This window comes from Sporosarcina sp. HYO08 (assembly GCF_001563475.1).
Lineage (GTDB): Bacteria > Bacillota > Bacilli > Bacillales_A > Planococcaceae > Sporosarcina.
The window spans coordinates 341,014-359,032 of record NZ_LPUT01000001.1; the positions used below are offsets into that span (position 1 = coordinate 341,014).

The following is an 18,019-nucleotide window of genomic DNA, read 5'->3' on the forward strand; positions in this document are numbered from 1 at the left end:
GGAGGGATCAAGATGAAAATTAGGAATAGTGAACGTGGTAGTGCGTTATTGATAGTGCTATTGCTCGTGGTAGTTTTCACGCTACTGGGAATGAGTCTTCTTACGATGAACATCTCCGCAGCAAAGCAATTTAAGAAGAAAGAGGAGCGAGTGCAGGCGAGGCACTTGGCGGAGATGGGGGTTTTGCATTATAAGGCAGAAGTGGAAAAGATTGTGGAACAGGCTGTTTCTAGTAACGATGAAGATATTGATAGTTTGAAGAATAATATAGTAGGAATATCTATTCCAGAAGTAGGTTATGGTTATAAAGTAAAAAGGATTAATAGTATCTATGACAATGTTGAAGAAAGGTTACAAATTAAAATAGAGTCATTAGGGGAACCAATATCTGGAACAACAAGAAGCAAAATCGAAGCAACAATTGTCATAAATACTAAAAATGGGAAGGATCTGGATGGGAAGCACTCCCCACCTACAAGAGATGATGTCTTGATAATAGAAAAAGGATTTGAAATACCTAAAAATGGTTACGGCCCAATTAATAAAGATCTTCATATCAAAGGTAATCTTACAGCGGTGAATGGAAATCACAATACAAATCTGACTGTAATGAATGATTTGTATATTGAAGGGAATATAGATATTAATAATCATACATGTATCGTAGTGGATGGCGATTTAACAGTATTGGGAAGTGTACCTGAAAATATTAGTGGAAAAGTTTATATCGTTGTAAATGGTAATGCCTATTTTCATACTGGCCCTGGTAAAATAAATAATGCAAGCATATTTGTGCAGGGAAATGTAACGGGTAATAACTTGGGTGATTTAGATCAATATAAAGTGCAACCTAGTAAAGCGAACTGTCCGAATCTCATTAATCCTAAGATAAACTGGTTTGTTCATCCTAGCGTTGGCCCCAAATATATTGAGGCTGAAAGATTTTAAGGTGCCTACGCGTTCCACAATTTCAACTTATTCGACATCCTTTGATCCCTTTTTGATCAAGGGATGTTTTTATTCATCAAAATTTTATTTTTCACGGAATTAGATAGTCTTTTTCGTTTAAAATCTAAAAATGCCCTCAAATTCAATTCCAAAATGAAGTTATCCGACTTTCTGTACAATTTACGTACTCTCTTTTCTGTTATATAGTAAGGGTCAGCGTAGATATTAAATAAAAACAAAAATACATAAAGAAGATTCGGAGGTGGAGTTTAATGGAAAAACAAATGTTAGAAATGATGAAGAAAATGATGGGATCTATTTCCGAACTACAGACGGAAATGTCCAAAATGAATGGTCGTGTTAATGAACTCCAATCGGAAATGACGAACCGTTTCGAGGGTTTTGAATCGGGGATGACAAACCGCTTCGAGGGTTTTGAATCGGGGATGACAAACCGCTTCGAGGGTTTTGAATCAAAGATGACAAACCACTTCGAGGGTTTTGAATCAGAGATGACCAATCGCTTTGAGCATATTGAATCAGAAATGTCGAACCGCTTTGAACAAGTTGAATCGAACATGGAAAATCGTTTTGAACAGGTGGATTCTCGTCTGGATTCGATTGACGAGAAACTAAATGGGATCGGTTTACAGTTTGAAGAAGTTGCGAAGGCCCGCATTGCATTTGAAGCTACGGTTTCCAAAGACATTAGATATTTAAAACATAAAACCGTACAAATCGAGAAAGACGTTTTTCTCTTAAATCCAGATCAGTAACTTCGTAAGTGCCTTCATAAAGAAGCTATTGGATTGTTTAAACAAGCAAGTCCAGCACAACAAAATCCTCACACAACTAAAAACAAAATTATCTGTGATATTTATCACAGAATTGAATCTAGAAGTGTATTAAACTTAACTCTCGAATACTTTGAATTGTTCGAGTATAAAGATAGATAGGAGTTGTGTGAGGATGAGGAAAAAAACAGATATGCCGCTTGTTTATTCATGTTCGGGCTGCTCTTCCGCAGCTCAGACCGCTAATACAATTGCGATTAAAATGGATCGGGCGGAAATTGCGGAAATGTCTTGTATTGCGGGTGTCGGCGGCGATGTCAAATCACTTGTGAAAACGGCGAAGTCGGGCAGGGATATTATTGCGCTGGATGGCTGTCCGCTCTCTTGTTCGAAGCATATTTTAGCAAGGCATGACCTGCAGCCGAAACACCATTTTATCTTGACCCAATATGATGTTCCAAAGAAAAATGGTGTCGATCCAGATCCGGTGCTGACGGAAAGGGTGTACGAACAACTCTTAGAAAACTTGGCCGTACCTACGCAATGATGATCATAAAAAATAGCAGTCACCCGCGAATGGGTGCCGCTATTTTTTAATTTGCCGAGTAATACCACTTACCATCTTTTAACTCTCTCAGGCATTGACCATCCTGCCGCAAGTATTCTAGATGTGCCAACGTTTCACCAATCGCAAACCGTGATTCGTGGACGGACAATTCCCGGCGGAAGAGGCGCTCGCACGTTTCAAAAACCGTCGACTCCACAGTGATCACTTGAAGTGTTTCTTCCAATCGTTCCTCATGATGCTTAATGAGTTCATTAATTCGCTCATTCGCACCGTAAAAAGGTCTCCCATGTGAAGGAATGACAAACTCCACATCTAATTGTTTCACTTTCTCTAATGAATGAAAAAACGATCGCAGCGGATTCTCCTCTTTTCCAAACCAATGCGAAATATTGGGGCTGATGCCCGGCAAAATATGATCGGTTGAAAAAAGTACATTTTTCTCTGCATTATAAAAGCAAACCAATCCCTCAGCGTGCCCCGGTGTAAAGATCACTTCATATTCATAACGTCCGATCAGAACCTTCTCACCTTCCGTGAAATAATGATCGAATGTCGGAAAAGGCGTGACAGAACGAATGGCTTTTTCATTGTCTTTCGCAATGTGATGAGCCATTTCAAGCGGAAGCCCTGCTTTTTCGTAATGAACGGGCAGCTCCTGGATAAAATCCATATTCCATTTTGAAAGGCTATTGTGGGCATCTGTTTTTGACATAGATACGCGTGCATCGGTCATTTGTTGAAGTCTGCCGGCAAAACCAAAATGATCTGGATGATAGTGGGTGATATATAGATCCGTTATGTTTTTACCGCGTATCTGTTCTTCCCAAACTGCTTTCGTATACGTATTATGTAGTCCTGCATCGATAATAGTCCAGCCATTTTCACCTTCTGCCATAAAACAATTCACATGGTTCAGTCGGAAAGGCAAATCTAATGTAACGGTCGTAATGCCTAATTGTTCAAGCATCGAATTCCCCCATTCTTCTTTAATGACTATAACAATGAGCATGATTTCCATCAAGTGACTCGTTTCAAAGGAGAGAAAATGAAAGGATCGAACGAATCACCTGCCAGAACATCACATCCGAACAAGCATATTGATCTCTTCATTGATATAGTTCAGCAGTTTCCTTGCCACCGAAAAATCATGCGTCGCGTACATTGATCTGGCACCGACCGGATCTTCAATTTCATTCAAAATCCAGCGGCCATCTGGCAATAATAAAAAGTCGATCCCGATATAGTCACTTTTTAACACCTGGGTGATCATCGTGACTTCTTTTACTTGCCAGTTTACCAACTCGTATTTTTCAACAGTTCCGCCAAGTGTATAATTGGATTTGAATGAATCATTGCCGATTCGTTTTACCGCACCGAGCACCTCATTTCCCATCATGAAGACTCGTACGTCAGTGGAACCCGATTGAATAAAAGGCTGCATAATGAGTTCCCGATTTGAGAACTCCTTCAAAAACACTTTTGCATCATGTGAAGATTCGCATCGCACAACTTCATTTCCACCATGTCCGTCAACCGTCTTTAGTACAATGGGGTAGGTTCGAATATCCGTCACTTCCTGAACGCGTTTAGTCGGGATGGCTTGAATGCCAAGCATTGTCGCAAACTCAAACGTACGCAGCTTATGATTCGCAACACGGTTCACTTCGGATCGGTTGAAAATACGGAAACCCGCGTCTTCCCATCCAGCAGAACGTTCGTGGTTACGATCACGGTATAAAATAAAATCTGCATCTGCTTCAGGTTTTTCATCATCTACCAGTAACGTCAATTCAATGCCGATCGCGGACGCTTCTTTTTGTAAATCAATGATAAACGCCCCGTTGCGATTTGCCTCAAAACTTGAATAATACACATACCCCTTCATCCGAGCTTCTCCAAAATATACGCAATCATCGCATCTGCAACATTAATCCCAGTGACATTGTAAATATTACGAATATGCGCGGCAGCATTCACTTCACAGACGAGTGGCTCTTCGTTTTCGCCAAATAATAAATCGACACCCGCAAACTCTGCGCCAACAGCTTGTGCCGCTCGCAATGCCAGTTTCGCTTGCTCCGCCGTCAGTTCAACTTGACGCGCAACGCCGCCATTTGTAATATTCGCCCTGAAATCTGTCTCGGAATAGCGATACATCGCAGCAACGATTTTCTTGCCGACAATATTCACCCGAATATCCCGTCCGCGGCTCGTGGCGATGAACTTTTGAAAGACGTAATCGACACCTCGCAACGCTTCCACTTTTTCATAAAATTGCTCCTCGTTTTCGATTAAATACACTTTCATACCAAACGATCCATGACCTTCTTTAATAATCATTGGGAGTCCAAGCTGTTCCACCACACGCTCATAATAGCCGGATTCCTGAATCGTAAATTTGGGATATACTTTCGGCGCAAGGATCGTTTCTGGCATTGACACTCCATGCTTCGCCAATTCCAAATATTGGTACGCCTTATTATCGCATGTATGAATCACTTCCGGGTCATTAAAAACTGGGATCCCTGCGTTTTTTAAATACTTTGCAAGTAAAATATCTTTATCGAGAAAAACGATGAAATGGGGTGGCTGATCCACGATTTCCTTCAAATTCATCATCACTTCATAGTTTTTTTTCAGTTCTGCGGCAATGCCTGCTTTTTCGGCGGCTTCTTTTACTAATTCGGCCTGATCTTTAAATTTATCACTCGTTAAACTTCCATTATAAATAATCCAGCATTTCTTCAATTCCCGTTCCCCCGACCATGATATACTTTTTCTAGATAGATTTTACCACACGGAGGGTTTACATGATTCCCAAACTACAACATTATTTAACAAAATGGGCTATACAAAGCGATCATTCGATCAAACCTGGACTAGATGCGATCAAACATGCATTAGAAAAAGTGGGCAATCCCGAAAAAAATATCCGGGCCATTCATGTGGCTGGTACGAATGGAAAAGGTTCCACTATTGCTTTTATGGAAGCAATTTTGCGAGAACATCAATTTTCAATGGGCGTATTTTCATCTCCAGCACTCATTGATATCCATGATCAAATACGACTAAATGGGAAACCGATCCCAGAAGAGGAACTTGATAGCACATTCCAAACGATTCGACGAGCAGGGCTAAGTGGGCAATTAACGGATTTTGAATTGCTGACGGTTGCGGCATTTATTACGTTTGACCGGATTGGGCCCGATTACGTCTTGTTGGAAACTGGAATGGGGGGGCTTTTGGACAGCACGAATGTTGTACAGCCGATTGCATCGGTCGTTACATCCGTCGCACTCGATCATACGACGTTTCTTGGTGGCACCCTTTCAGAAATTGCGACGCAAAAAGCAGGCATTATAAAGGAAGGGGTCCCGGTCATTTGCGGGCCGTTACAGGGAGAAACCCTTCAAATTATGCGGAAAGCAGCCGATATTAATAATAGTCAACTTTTTCTTTACAATGATCAATTTACGATGAAGCAATCTTTAAAGGGGGAACAGTTCAATGGTATGCGTAAATTCCGTTTGCCAGAGCGGAAAATGAAAGGTCCCCACCAAGCGATCAATGCAGCTGTCGCCATTGAAACATTACAAGTGGCGGGTATTGACCTTCAAGAACAAGCAGTCGCAACCGCCATTCGAACCGCCCAATTAGCCTTTCGTTTTCAACAAATTGCAGCGGATGTCTATATGGATGGGGCACATAATCCCGCTGCGGCGAAAATGCTCGCACATACAATTCGAACGGAATTTCCGGGGGAGAAGGTAGATTTTATCATTGGGATGATAAAAGGAAAGGATATTGAAGGTACTTTGCAGGAGTTAATCCCTGTGGCGGCTTCCTTTACATTTGTTTCTTTTCCACATCCAGAAGCAATTAGTGCGCACGAATTACTAAATCATTGTGAGCATGACGACAAGACAACGACAACAAGTGTGGAAGAAACGTTATTACAGTTAAGTGATAACGGATGCAAAAAAGTAGTTGCTGGTTCGCTCTATTTAATTGCAAGCTTAATGGATTAATCCTTAGATCGGGCGACCGATCTTTTTTATGAAGATATGCCGAAATTTTTCAGGAGGTGATGGTGAAAAGATATCCGATTTTTAGCTATTTCAGATATGAAACAAAAATATGTATATTTTACTAATTTTGTAGAAAAGTTATTAATGTTATGTGTGAAAATCAAAAAAATAGTTGCTGTATTCTTTAAAGAAAGTATAATCATAGGTAAATAGATTTGTTTAACCATTAATTGGGAAGCTTAATTGATAAAGGGGACATTGCCAGATGAGACTTAAGTTCTATTTCCCTATCGTTTTTTTGGGTCTCTTGACTATTTTCTTATATATTCAAATGGTGACGCCATCTACATTCGTTTCGGCAAAAGATGAAAGCGATATGGGTTCGATTGCTGGCATACAAGTCGATGGCGTAAAGAAAAATGACATGTTAGCACTTTTGGCGGAAGAAGTGGCCAATTGGAAAAAACATGATGTGATCGTACAAGGCGAGACAGGTGCATTCGAAGTGCCCGCCAATTTTATCCATTTTGACATACAAAAAACAGTAGATCATTACATAAACTTAACCGAAAAACCTTGGTATCAGCTTTGGGGCGGTAAAAGGCAAGTGCGAATTCCATTGGAAGTAACAATCGATGAGGAAGTTAATAAGTTGTTAGATGGGGCGCCTTTCTTTTATAAAGAAGAAACCATTCAAGCGATTCGAGAACATGCGGGGGCATTAAAAAGCGAAGTTGTTCAACCGAAAGAAATAGCCCTGTCGAAAGACAATATGGATCGAATTTCATTTGAGCTGCAAGACACTGCGGAAAATGGTACAGGCATTTTTCAAATAGCCGCCGCTTTAAATGAAACGATCATTACAAACGAAGAAAAATATTCTTTTTTAGCGACGCTGAATGAAACGGATAGCCTTTATTCAGCAGATGCGGCAAATTTTGTCGCTTCCACGCTATACAGCGCGATGTTGCAAACAGAGTTGATCGTAGTAGAACGTCATTCCCAAGGTAAAGTACCAGCATACTTAGAACCGGGGATCGAAGCGAAAGTCGATGTCAGAAGAGGGCTCGATTTGGCATTCGAAAATCAAACGGGTAGACCATATGTCATTTATGCCGATATCAAAGAAGGTCGTTTACTAATCGAAGTCTATTCATTTAAAACAGATATGACCGTATCTTACCTAGTGTCCAATAAAGCAACTGTGAAACCGAGAACGATCTATAGACTGACGCCAAATTTGACCGCTGGACATCAAAAAGTCGAGCAGGAAGGGAAAGACGGTTTCCGTGTACAGGTGTATAAAGTCTATTCAGGCGGCTCGTTAGAAAAGGATGAATTAATTAGTCGTGACTTTTATCCGCCTATTCATCGAATTGTTTTAGTTTCATCCGCAGAGGCACCGCCGGCAACTGTCACACAAGATGGCACGTCTACGCCAACAGATGGTACGTCCGCAGGAGCAACTAAACAACCGGATGAGAAAAATCTAGACAAGTCTCCATCAAAAGAAGGAGCGGATAACAAAGATTCAAAAGACGCTGTATATGATAAAGGCGGCAATCTTATCCGGACAAAATAAAGAAATAGAGGTGCGTTTCTAGTGAGACCTGCTTCACGAAAACGAATCGGTGACTTGTTAGTCGAAGCGAATATTATTACTACAGTACAATTAGAAGAGGCACTTGCCCATAAAAAGCGCGATGAAAGAATCGGTGACTATTTTATCAAGCAACAATGGATTACGGAAAACCAATTAATCGAAGTACTGGAAAAGCAGCTTGGCATTCCGCGCATCCATTTAAGCCAGTATCCAATCGATCCGGAACTAATCCGCCTTGTGCCGAAAGAATTAGCGAAGCGGGCAGATCTCATGCCTGTCCGACGCGACCAAAACAAGTTACTAATCGCAATGGCTGATCCGATGGACTATTTTGCGATCGAAGAACTCCGCATGGTAACGGGATGTCAAATTGAAACGAGTATTGCGGCAAAGGACGATATTTTTAGGACGATTACGAAGTACTATGACTTGGAAGAATCGATGGAAGATGCGATGGGTGACTTAGTTTCGGCGGATGAAGAAGCACAAATTAATGATATCACTGATAAAGACTCACCGATCGTCCGTCTAGTCAATCAAATCATCGCAAATGGTGTCGTGCAACGTGCAAGTGATATCCATTTTGATCCGCAAGATCAAGATTTGAAAATTCGTTACCGGGTCGATGGGGTTTTACGGGAAGAACGGACATTGCCGAAAAACATGCAGAACATCGTCATTGCACGCGTTAAAATTATGGGCAATTTAAATATTACGGAAAAAAGGATTCCGCAAGATGGCCGCATTAAATCGATCGTTCATCATCGCCCGATCGATATCCGGCTTTCGACGTTGCCAACGATTTACGGTGAGAAAATCGTTATGCGGGTCTTGGATTTAAGCAACGCGTTAAATGACTTAGATAACCTGGGATTTACAGCACAAAACTTACAAGCTTTTCAGTCGATGTTGAATAAGCCAAATGGCATTTTATTAATAACAGGGCCGACTGGATCCGGTAAATCGTCAACTTTGTACGCGGGGCTTAACCATTTAAATGATGAAAAAGTCAATATCATTACGATTGAAGATCCGGTCGAATATCAACTCGCAGGGATCAATCAAATTCAAGTACACGAAGAAATCGGCTTAACGTTTGCTTCTGGTTTGCGTTCTATTTTACGTCAAGACCCGGACGTTATTATGATCGGGGAAATCCGCGATATGGAAACCGCGCAAATTGCGATCCGTTCATCGTTAACGGGTCACCTCGTACTAAGTACACTACATACAAACAATGCGATCGAATCTATTTCAAGATTGACAGATATGGGAATCGAGCCTTACCTTTTATCTTCTTCACTGCTTGGGGTGATGGCGCAAAGACTTGTTCGACGTGTGTGTCGTGATTGCGCAGAGCATCGAGCGCCGTCTGAACATGAACAAAAGGTGTTTGAACAGTACGATATTCCAGTAACAAAAATCACTCAAGGAAAAGGTTGTCCAGCTTGTACAAATACCGGATACCGCGGACGTCTTGCTATTCACGAATTGTTGCAGGTGGATGAAATGATTAAAGGACAAATTACCAAACAAGCTACATCAATAGAAATTCGCGAATACGCCAAAACGAAAGGATTTAAGACGTTAATGGAAGATGGGTTGCAAAAAGTTGCGGATGGACTCACAACGATCGATGAGGTATTAAGGGTAGCGACGTCTAATTAAAGGGGGGGAAGCGATGTCGAGTAGGATCAACAAATTGCTAAGGGTAGCGTATGAACAAGGTGCATCGGATTTACATGCTACTGTTGGAATACCTGCTGTCATTCGAGTGGACGGTCAATTACGTCAATTAGATGACCGGAAGCTAATGCCGACAGATTTAGAGGAGATGTTAGATGGCATTTTACCCGTATCGGGAAAAGAAGCGTTTAAAGCAAAAGGGGAAATGGACTTTAGTTACGCTTTGCCTGGAGTTGGCCGCTACCGTGTGAATGCTTTTCATCAACGTGGGTTAATCGCTATTGCGGCCAGATTCATTCCGTCAGAAATTCCAACGGTCGAACAGCTGGCGATGCCACACGTTTTATATGAACTTGCAGAAAAGCCGCAAGGACTTATTCTTGTGACAGGTCCAACCGGCTCTGGAAAATCAACAACGCTAGCAGCAATGGTTAATCACATCAACGAGTATTCCGCAAAGCATATTGTAACGTTAGAAGATCCAATCGAATATTTACATGTCCATAAAAAATCGATGGTCAACCAACGGGAAGTTGGATCGGATACGATGAGTTTTGCTAACGGGCTACGAGCAGCTTTACGTCAAGACCCCGAAGTTATTCTCGTCGGGGAAATGCGGGACTTGGAAACGATCTCCACTGCCATTACAGCTGCGGAAACAGGTCATCTCGTTTTAGCGACACTTCACACGAGTAGTGCCGCAACAACGATCGACCGAATGATTGATGTTTTTCCACCGCACCAACAGGCGCAAATTCGCATTCAAATCGCAAACGTATTACAAGGGATTATCTCGCAACGACTGTTCGTGAAAAAAGAGGGTCGGGGACGTGTCCCAGCAACGGAAGTGTTAATTCAAGTGCCGGCAATTGCCAATTTAATTCGTTCCGAAAAAGTCCATCAAATCCCGAATATATTGCAGACAAGTCGGGCGCTTGGCATGCATACGCTAGAATCATCCATTCAACAGCTCATTACAAAAGGAATCATCGACTTCAACGATGTGAAGCAGTATTTGGATGAAGGTGAATTCCAGTGACCGTTTTTAAGTATATCGGCAGGACGGCGGATGGCCGGGTGAAAAAAGGCATTGTCGATGCAGAATCCAAAAACGCTGCCGTTGCCAAGTTGCGGCAGCAAGGGATTAATCCGAGGGAAATTGCAGAATCGACAAGTATTTTACATAAGCAAATATCCTTTGGATCACGTGTGAAAAATGAAGACTTCGTTGTCTATTGCCGGCAGTTTGCAACGCTCATTCGCGCGGGCATCCCCCTTGTGGAATCAACAAAAATTTTAGCCGAACAAACGCCGAGTAAAGCGTTGAAGCAAGCTTTATACACCGTAGAAGAGGATGTCCGGTCAGGAACCGCTTTTTCAACCGCGGCCGGGAAAATCAGCAAAGTTTTCCCGCCAATGTTCGTGAACATGGTACGGGCGGGAGAAGCGACAGGGAATTTGGAAGAGACATTGGACAGATTAGCTTTCTATTACGAGAAACAGCACACATTGAAAAAGAAAATCCAATCAACAATGATTTACCCAGCTGTTTTAGCCGTGATTACGGCAATCGTCGTCGTTTTTTTACTCTTAACGATCGTGCCGCAATTCGTTGCGATGTTCGAAGACTTTGACGCAGAACTGCCGCTCATTACAGTGCTCGTCATGAAAGCAAGTGACATGTTGAAAACAGCGTGGTGGCTTATCGCTATCGTTCTGATCATTGCCACTATCGGTTTTAATTATCTTTATAAAACGAATAAAGACATTCACTATCAAGTCCATTACTTACTTCTTCGCATGCCGATCTTTGGCAAGCTGCTGCAAAAATCGGCCATTGCAAGAATGTCTCGAACACTAGCATCGTTGTTTAGCAGCTCAGTTCCGATCTTACAAGCATTAACGATCGTCGAGCGCGTCGTCGGAAATCCGGTCATCGGAAAAGTTGTTTTGGAATCAAGAGCAAGCTTGGAAAAAGGGAGCACCTTAACCGCACCACTCCAAAAAAGCTGGCTCTTCCCGCCGCTCGTCACCCAAATGACAGCAATCGGCGAACAAACCGGCTCACTCGACTACATGCTCGAAAAAATCGCCGACTTCTACGAAGACGACGTCGACCGTACCGTCGACACATTGAAATCCATGATCGAACCGCTTATGATCGTCATCCTGGCGGCAGTTGTTGGGACAATTGTACTCGCGATTATGGTGCCGATGTTTAGCTTGTATGAGCAGATCTAACACCTGTTGTGGTGCCGGACGGAGACACAATTCGCGTCCTTCCGTGAATTGTGACTCCGCCTGGCACCACCCAGAGGGACAGTGCTGGCAGAAGGGAGGGAAAGGGAGGGAGACCACATAGAAACATCATAGAGGAACGAAGAAAAAATAAATGGAGGGATAAACATGTTAAAGAAACTAAGAAAGCAGTTAAAAAACGAGAAAGGGTTAACGCTCGTTGAGTTACTAGCAGTTATTGTTATTTTAGCGGTTATTGCGGCGATTGCTGTGCCGGCGATTGGGAATATTATTGATAATTCACGTTATAATGCGGTAAAAGGGGATGCGATTAATGCCTTAAATGCTGCGAATATTTTCTTCACTGACAATCCAGAAGGCCTAAATGGTACCGATACAGTCACTCTTAAAGAACTAAAAGATGAGGGCTATTTAGAGTCGATAGGAAAATTCCCGGAAGGTACATCAATTACTAAAGAAAAACCACATGCAATTACAGGAACTTCTAATCAGAAAGTAAATGGTCATTCTATATCATTCACTGGTGCAACAATAGATATTATTAATGCTGATACTAAAAAAGCTAAAGATATTAGTGGTGATACTACTATTCAATAATATTTTAACACTTGAGATTATATTCTTTTACAGCAGCCCTCCAGGCTGCTGTCTTCTCCCAATACATTCGTTCGCAAGCCCGCACAACGGTAATTTGTTCCCTTGGGTCTCTGGCACCCGTAAGGTGAAGATGTTAATGATTGGCATCCAGAAGAGAGGAAATTACTGTTTTTAGAAAAAGGAGGAACGGGTATGTTTCGTAGAAAGAGAAAACGAACTGTCTCGCTTGAAATGGATGATTTTGCAATACGTGCGCTTGTAGACACTACTGGCGATTTATCAATGGCTACTGTCCATGAAGTCGTATTAAAGCCAGGTGTCATTGTAGACGAAGAAGTAAAAGATGAATTGGCTTTATTTGATACGCTAAAAACCTTTGTCAAAGAGTGGAATATCTCAAAAAGTGATGTTCGTTTTTTTACGCCGGATCACTCCGTTATGATGCGGGCGTTTACGCATCCCGATGATGTTGCGACAGAGGAACTTAAAGCGTATGTTGAGATGGAAATTGGGCAGACGATCCATTTGCCGTTTGACGATCCGTTGATCGATGTGTACGACCATGTGCCAGATGACGGGGAAGCGGTTTTGTTTGCGGCACCTTCTGATGAAATTTATAAGGCCATGCAATTGTTTGAAGATGTTGGGTTGCATCCGACGATTTTAGATGTCCGGACGTTATCGAATATCCGTTTCTTGAAACATACCTCCTTTTTTAAAGAGAGTCGAACGTATTTACTCATCGATTGGTCGATTCATGCTGCTGCGCTCAGTATTTATACAGATGGCAACGTTGAATTTCTTCGTTACCAGCCGACTGAAAATCCATCTCGCAGCTGGCGTTATTCAATGGACAAGGGTTATACATATGAAGAGGATATTGAAGAGTATCGACAAACGTTAATCAATCATCTGTTTGAAATCGAGCGCATTTTGAATTTCTACCGCTTCTCTTTGAATAAAGGTGAGGAATCTGTCGATGACATTGTCATGATGGGTGACAATCCGGAAATGACATTCATCGTCGAACAGCTGAAAACGGTCATCGATTTACCGGTTCATGTCATTGACGATGTGTATGTGCAGCGGGATTTCCCTCAATTTGAGGCGAAGCATGCGGCATTGATCGGCTTGGCTTTGAGAGGGAGGCACCCAAATAATGGCACCCGACATTAACTTATTACCGAAAAGGGATCGGTCATTAGCCAATAAAAGGCTGTTCTTCATCATTTTCGGCATCGTTTTCGCGTTATTATTCATCGGGATCGGTACCCAATATGTGATCGTTTCTAAAAACATCGACCGATTGCAAGCGATGAAACAAACCGAAGAAGCGGGGAAATCGCAGCTTCAAGCGAAAGTCGCTGCACTAGAAACGCCTGTTGTGGCAGACCTTGCGACATCAGTGCAGTTTATAGAAAGCGTATCATATCCGGTATCGCCATTACTTACAGAGCTGCTAAAGTATATCCCGGAAAATACATATGTTCGTTCGTATAAGTTTACCGAAAACACCATTACAGTCGATGTCGATTTTGAAACACTGTCGCATGTCTCGACGTATATCGGTGATGTAGACGGCAGTGCTTATTTCACAGATGTTAAAGTTGAAAGTATTTCCACATTTAGTCCGAAAGATGATGAGGAAGAAAAAACGACAAGCTTCGATGAAGTAGAACGTTTTGCTAATACAATTACGGTGACGATCGAGCCATCGTATTTACGAAACGGAGGTGTCGTTCAATGAGGGGATCGTTTGCAGAAAATAAATTGCTTGCCCTCTTACTCGGCCTCCTAGCGTTCGTGTTGCTTGGCGCCGTCTATTATTATTTGATCTATCCAAAAATCGCAGAAAAAGATCAATTGGAACGATCAATCACACAAATTCAGCAAGAAACCATTGCTTTAGAAAAGCAAATAATCGCTTTAAGTAAAGTGGAAACGAGTACATCTGACGACTATGAACTTCGAAAAAAACTTCCGGTCAGCCGGGATTTGGATAAGCTCCTTCGTGATTTGAATGAAGTGGAGCTCATTAGTGAATCAAAAATCATCGCGATCACATTTAATAATTACGATGATGAAGTGTCACAATCGACGAAGTTAACACCCGCGGAAGAAGAGGCGAAAAAAGAAGCCGAGGAACAACAGGAAGAACAGGCTCAGAAGCAAGAAGAGAATTCTGAAGAAGAAAAGCCTGTTACGTTTATTGATATTACAACACTTCCCCCCGAACTAAAACTGATGACGTTGCATATTGATCTGATGACGCTGGACGCGGATTATTTAATGCTCTTTTTAAAGGAGCTTGAATCACTGGAACGTGTGGTTCGCATTGATACGATCGATATCGCTCAACCGGGTGAAGGGGAGTTGGCATTAAAAGATCCTGACAAGCGTATAAGCGTTTCTGTGCAATTGACAACATTCTATTCTGAAGAGTGATTACTTGGGTGCCAGTCACTTATACATGTTGACCTTCATAGATTGTGTGAGTAGATCGGTACCTGATAGAGGGAGATTTTTATGGGGATCGTTATAAGTGTTTTCTTTTTCATATACGGCATCGCCTTAGGCTCTTTCTACAATGTCGTCGGACTGCGCGTGCCAAAAAAAGAATCGATCGTCTCGCCGCCTTCACATTGTACAATTTGTGAACGTCGGCTCGGTGCGCTCGATCTTGTGCCTGTATTTTCATTTCTTTTTTTAGGAGGAAAGTGCAGAGGATGCGGCACACGTATTAGCCTGATCTATCCATTTATGGAGCTGTTGACAGGCGTACTATTCGTGCTGAGCTATTGGATGCTCGGGTTTTCAATGGAACTTATCATAGCACTGCTATTCATCTCACTGCTCGTCATCATTACGGTATCGGATATTGCGTATATGTTAATTCCCGACAAAGTGCTGTTGCCGTTTGGGGTTGTTTTGCTCATCTTGCGTTTGTTTATTCCTCTCGCGCCTTGGTGGGATAGTTTGCTCGGTGCGGCGGCCGGATTTCTTATTTTACTGCTCATCGCGGTCGTGTCGAAAGGCGGCATGGGCGGCGGTGATATTAAATTGTTTTTCGTCATTGGACTCGTGCTCGGAACGGTTCATACGTTGTTGACGTTATTTTTGGCAGCGCTCATTGGCTCGATCGTTGGGCTCATCTTTTTAAAACGTACCGGGCAAGGACGAAAAACACCGATTCCTTTTGGGCCGTCCATTGCCACTGCGGCTGTGATTGTTTATTTCTGGGGATCTGAAATTGTCGGTTGGTATACGAATTTGTTTTGAACGGTCGAAAAGTTTTTCAGAACAAGGCGACATGCGTCTTGTTCTTTTTCATGTCTCGTCTGTTACGGTGAATAGATAGTTAAGCCTATCCTACAGACGAGGTGGTCGGAAATGAAGTTCGGTAAACAGTATTCAAATATGTCGGTTTTTATGGCGATCTTGCATGGTGTCTTGATCGGCATTGGAGCGGTTGCGGTCATTGGGTTGTTGTTGATGAATACGAATGGGAAAGATTCTGCGGGGGCGAATGGCGATAAAGTGGCGACATCGGGACCTGAGGGAAAAGATGAGCAGCCGGTCGCCGACAGCGAAGCGATTTCGTTAGTGGCGAAACAGCATGGCGTCTTTTCTTCAAAAGAAGCCGCGACTTCTTTTATGAATGAAAACCCAGCGCTCGCAAAAGCGGCGTTGGTCGAAGTGGACGGTCAGTTTTACGTCTGGTCAATGGTCGGTGCAGCTGGCAGTACGATCCCGGTAAGCGCAGAAGAAGGGACTTTCCGAAAGCCTTTTACGGCGAACCCAGCGGCATGTGAAGCGGTAGGCGCAAGCAAGTTACGTGAAGTGATGACAGCGACTGAATTGGCGCAAATTAAATCTTTGGCGAAAGCGGAAGAGGGGGTGGAACCCGACGAAAAAACGAAAGCGTTTAATAGTCATATCGCCGCTATGACAACGTTTACGGATGATGTTGGCATCGTTAAATTACATTTGCTCTCTCATTATTCTCATACAGATCCATGCGTGAAAATTTCATTTTGAGCCAGAATTGCCTATTAAGTTCTTATTATTCGCTTTTCGGCACAATTTTCACAAATCGTCCCTTCGGGTAAACTAAAGAAAAAGGAGGGATTTTTTATGAAGTTTATCGCGCCAAAACGAGTGATTTTAGCGTCTGCTTCACCACGCAGAAGAGAGTTGCTGCAACTGCTTGGACTGCCTTTTGCGGTCATTCCAAGCGATGTATCGGAGGATGTAGGGTGGAAAGGCGATGATTTTCAAGGATTGGCCCGGGCATTGGCTGCTAAAAAGACGTGGGCGGTTGCGGCCGGGCATGAAGAAGCGATCGTGATCGGTGCGGATACGATCGTTGTGCAAGACGGTGTTGTTTATCCAAAGCCGGCATCAGAGGCGGAGGCCATTCGGTTTCTGAGGAAGCTTTCAGGCCGTGAACATTCTGTCATAACAGGCGTCGGCATTTATCATAACGGACAAGTCGAGACCTTTGCGACCGAAACGATTGTAACATTTCGAAAGCTAGATGATGCGCTTATCGATGCTTACGTTCGCTCCAAAGACCCGATGGACAAGGCGGGCGCCTATGGTATTCAAACGGCAGGGGCGCTCCTTGTCGCCAAAATTGAAGGGGATTATCACACGGTCGTCGGGCTTCCGATCGCAAAGCTTGTGGAAGAACTACGACGACTTCAACTGATTGTTTTACAGGAAGGAGGTCAACCAAATGCCGATTGATCTTCAGCCGAAAATGATGATTCGAGATGTACATATCGCTGATCGGCCGCGAGAGCGACTCATTCGACAAGGAGCGGAGAGTTTATCGAATCAAGAGTTGATCGCCATTTTGCTGCGGACGGGGACAAGAAAAGAATCTGTCCTCGTTCTCGCCAATCGAATTTTATCGAGCCTTGACCAAATTCAAGATTTAAAAGATGCAACGATTGAAGAGTTAATGTCCGTCAAAGGGGTAGGACAGGCAAAAGCTGTCCAAATTCTTGCGTCGGCAGAACTTGGTAAACGATTATACAGAAAGCATACAGAAGGCGGCCGCTATGCCATCCGCTCACCCGAAGACGCAGCCGCATATTTAATGACGGATATGTCTTCCTTAAAACAGGAACATTTAATCGTGTTGTTTTTAAATGTGAAAAATGAAGTGCTTTATAAAAAGACTGTTTTTATCGGCGGATTAAATTCTTCCATTGTACACCCTAGGGAGGTATTCCGCGAAGCCGTAAAACGTTCCGCCGCCTCGATTATCATCGCGCATAATCATCCCTCTGGGCACCCAGCACCATCACCAGAGGACATCGACGTTACAAAAAGATTAATAGAAGCGGGTTCAATTATGGGCATTGACGTGCTCGATCATATTATTGTCGGGGATCATAAGTTCATTAGCCTTAAAGAAAAGGGGTACATGTGAAGCCCTTGGACTAACGATTTCAATTATTTTTCTAGTTTCATTGAACTAAAAGCAGATTGGCATCATGTGTCACTGTAAATTTTTGCTTCTATCCGT

The 18,019-nt window shown here is 42.8% G+C and carries 19 protein-coding genes; 16 read left to right on the forward strand and 3 right to left on the reverse strand.

Features of this window, described 5'->3' with window-relative positions:
• Positions 1–12 precede the first annotated feature (12 nt).
• The 3 genes from AU377_RS01645 (at position 13) to AU377_RS01655 (ending at position 2,289) form a co-directional block, all read left to right on the forward strand.
• A complete protein-coding gene (locus AU377_RS01645) occupies positions 13–948 on the forward strand; it encodes a hypothetical protein (protein WP_067403127.1) in 936 nt (311 codons plus the stop codon).
• 272 nt (positions 949–1,220) lie between these two features.
• Positions 1,221–1,724 (forward strand): hypothetical protein, encoded by a 504-nt coding sequence (locus AU377_RS01650; protein ID WP_067403132.1) that lies wholly within the window; start codon positions 1,221–1,223, stop codon positions 1,722–1,724.
• 193 nt (positions 1,725–1,917) lie between these two features.
• A complete protein-coding gene (locus tag AU377_RS01655) occupies positions 1,918–2,289 on the forward strand; it encodes a putative zinc-binding protein (RefSeq protein WP_067403136.1) in 372 nt (123 codons plus the stop codon).
• Positions 2,290–2,335: 46 nt separating this feature from the next.
• On the opposite strand, the gene AU377_RS01660 is transcribed toward AU377_RS01655, so the two are convergent.
• From AU377_RS01660 to AU377_RS01670, 3 genes are all read right to left on the reverse strand, one after another.
• A complete protein-coding gene (locus AU377_RS01660) occupies positions 2,336–3,277 on the reverse strand; it encodes an MBL fold metallo-hydrolase (protein ID WP_067403902.1) in 942 nt (313 codons plus the stop codon).
• 111 nt (positions 3,278–3,388) lie between these two features.
• Positions 3,389–4,195 carry a RimK family alpha-L-glutamate ligase gene (locus AU377_RS01665; RefSeq protein ID WP_067403139.1) on the reverse strand — a complete coding sequence of 269 codons (807 nt, stop codon included), beginning with the start codon at positions 4,193–4,195 and terminating at the stop codon, positions 3,389–3,391.
• Positions 4,192–5,058 carry a RimK family alpha-L-glutamate ligase gene (locus AU377_RS01670; RefSeq protein ID WP_067403142.1) on the reverse strand — a complete coding sequence of 289 codons (867 nt, stop codon included), beginning with the start codon at positions 5,056–5,058 and terminating at the stop codon, positions 4,192–4,194. The genes AU377_RS01665 and AU377_RS01670 overlap by 4 nt, the downstream gene beginning before the upstream one ends.
• A gap of 62 nt (positions 5,059–5,120) precedes the next feature.
• Between AU377_RS01670 and AU377_RS01675 the strand changes: the two genes are divergently transcribed.
• The 13 genes from AU377_RS01675 to radC all read left to right on the forward strand — a co-directional run bounded on the left by AU377_RS01675 (position 5,121) and on the right by radC (position 17,923).
• Positions 5,121–6,338, forward strand: coding sequence for a folylpolyglutamate synthase/dihydrofolate synthase family protein (locus AU377_RS01675; RefSeq protein WP_067403145.1), 1,218 nt, complete (start codon positions 5,121–5,123; stop codon positions 6,336–6,338).
• A gap of 265 nt (positions 6,339–6,603) precedes the next feature.
• On the forward strand, positions 6,604–7,920 hold the full coding sequence (locus AU377_RS01680; RefSeq protein WP_067403148.1) for a VanW family protein: 1,317 nt from the start codon (positions 6,604–6,606) through the stop codon (positions 7,918–7,920).
• A gap of 21 nt (positions 7,921–7,941) precedes the next feature.
• On the forward strand, positions 7,942–9,609 hold the full coding sequence (locus tag AU377_RS01685; RefSeq protein ID WP_067403150.1) for a GspE/PulE family protein: 1,668 nt from the start codon (positions 7,942–7,944) through the stop codon (positions 9,607–9,609).
• 13 nt (positions 9,610–9,622) lie between these two features.
• Positions 9,623–10,666 carry a type IV pilus twitching motility protein PilT gene (locus tag AU377_RS01690; protein WP_067403153.1) on the forward strand — a complete coding sequence of 348 codons (1,044 nt, stop codon included), beginning with the start codon at positions 9,623–9,625 and terminating at the stop codon, positions 10,664–10,666.
• A complete protein-coding gene (locus AU377_RS01695) occupies positions 10,663–11,868 on the forward strand; it encodes a type II secretion system F family protein (protein ID WP_067403157.1) in 1,206 nt (401 codons plus the stop codon). The genes AU377_RS01690 and AU377_RS01695 overlap by 4 nt, the downstream gene beginning before the upstream one ends.
• A 165-nt stretch (positions 11,869–12,033) precedes the next feature.
• Complete coding sequence (locus tag AU377_RS01700) at positions 12,034–12,483, forward strand: type II secretion system protein (RefSeq protein WP_067403160.1); 450 nt, start codon at positions 12,034–12,036, stop codon at positions 12,481–12,483.
• A 192-nt stretch (positions 12,484–12,675) separates the two neighbouring features.
• On the forward strand, positions 12,676–13,659 hold the full coding sequence (gene pilM, locus AU377_RS01705) for a type IV pilus biogenesis protein PilM (RefSeq protein ID WP_067403163.1): 984 nt from the start codon (positions 12,676–12,678) through the stop codon (positions 13,657–13,659).
• Positions 13,643–14,230, forward strand: coding sequence for a PilN domain-containing protein (locus tag AU377_RS01710; protein WP_067403166.1), 588 nt, complete (start codon positions 13,643–13,645; stop codon positions 14,228–14,230). The genes pilM and AU377_RS01710 overlap by 17 nt, the downstream gene beginning before the upstream one ends.
• Positions 14,227–14,928 (forward strand): hypothetical protein, encoded by a 702-nt coding sequence (locus AU377_RS01715; RefSeq protein WP_067403169.1) that lies wholly within the window; start codon positions 14,227–14,229, stop codon positions 14,926–14,928. The genes AU377_RS01710 and AU377_RS01715 overlap by 4 nt, the downstream gene beginning before the upstream one ends.
• 81 nt (positions 14,929–15,009) lie before the next feature.
• Positions 15,010–15,762, forward strand: coding sequence for an A24 family peptidase (locus AU377_RS01720; protein ID WP_067403172.1), 753 nt, complete (start codon positions 15,010–15,012; stop codon positions 15,760–15,762).
• Between the two features lie 111 nt (positions 15,763–15,873).
• Positions 15,874–16,521 carry a hypothetical protein gene (locus tag AU377_RS01725; protein WP_067403175.1) on the forward strand — a complete coding sequence of 216 codons (648 nt, stop codon included), beginning with the start codon at positions 15,874–15,876 and terminating at the stop codon, positions 16,519–16,521.
• Positions 16,522–16,617: 96 nt separating this feature from the next.
• A complete protein-coding gene (locus AU377_RS01730) occupies positions 16,618–17,232 on the forward strand; it encodes a nucleoside triphosphate pyrophosphatase (RefSeq protein WP_067403178.1) in 615 nt (204 codons plus the stop codon).
• Positions 17,222–17,923, forward strand: coding sequence for a DNA repair protein RadC (gene radC / locus AU377_RS01735; RefSeq protein WP_067403181.1), 702 nt, complete (start codon positions 17,222–17,224; stop codon positions 17,921–17,923). Before AU377_RS01730 ends, radC begins: the two co-directional genes overlap by 11 nt.
• The last annotated feature ends 96 nt before the right edge of the window (positions 17,924–18,019 follow it).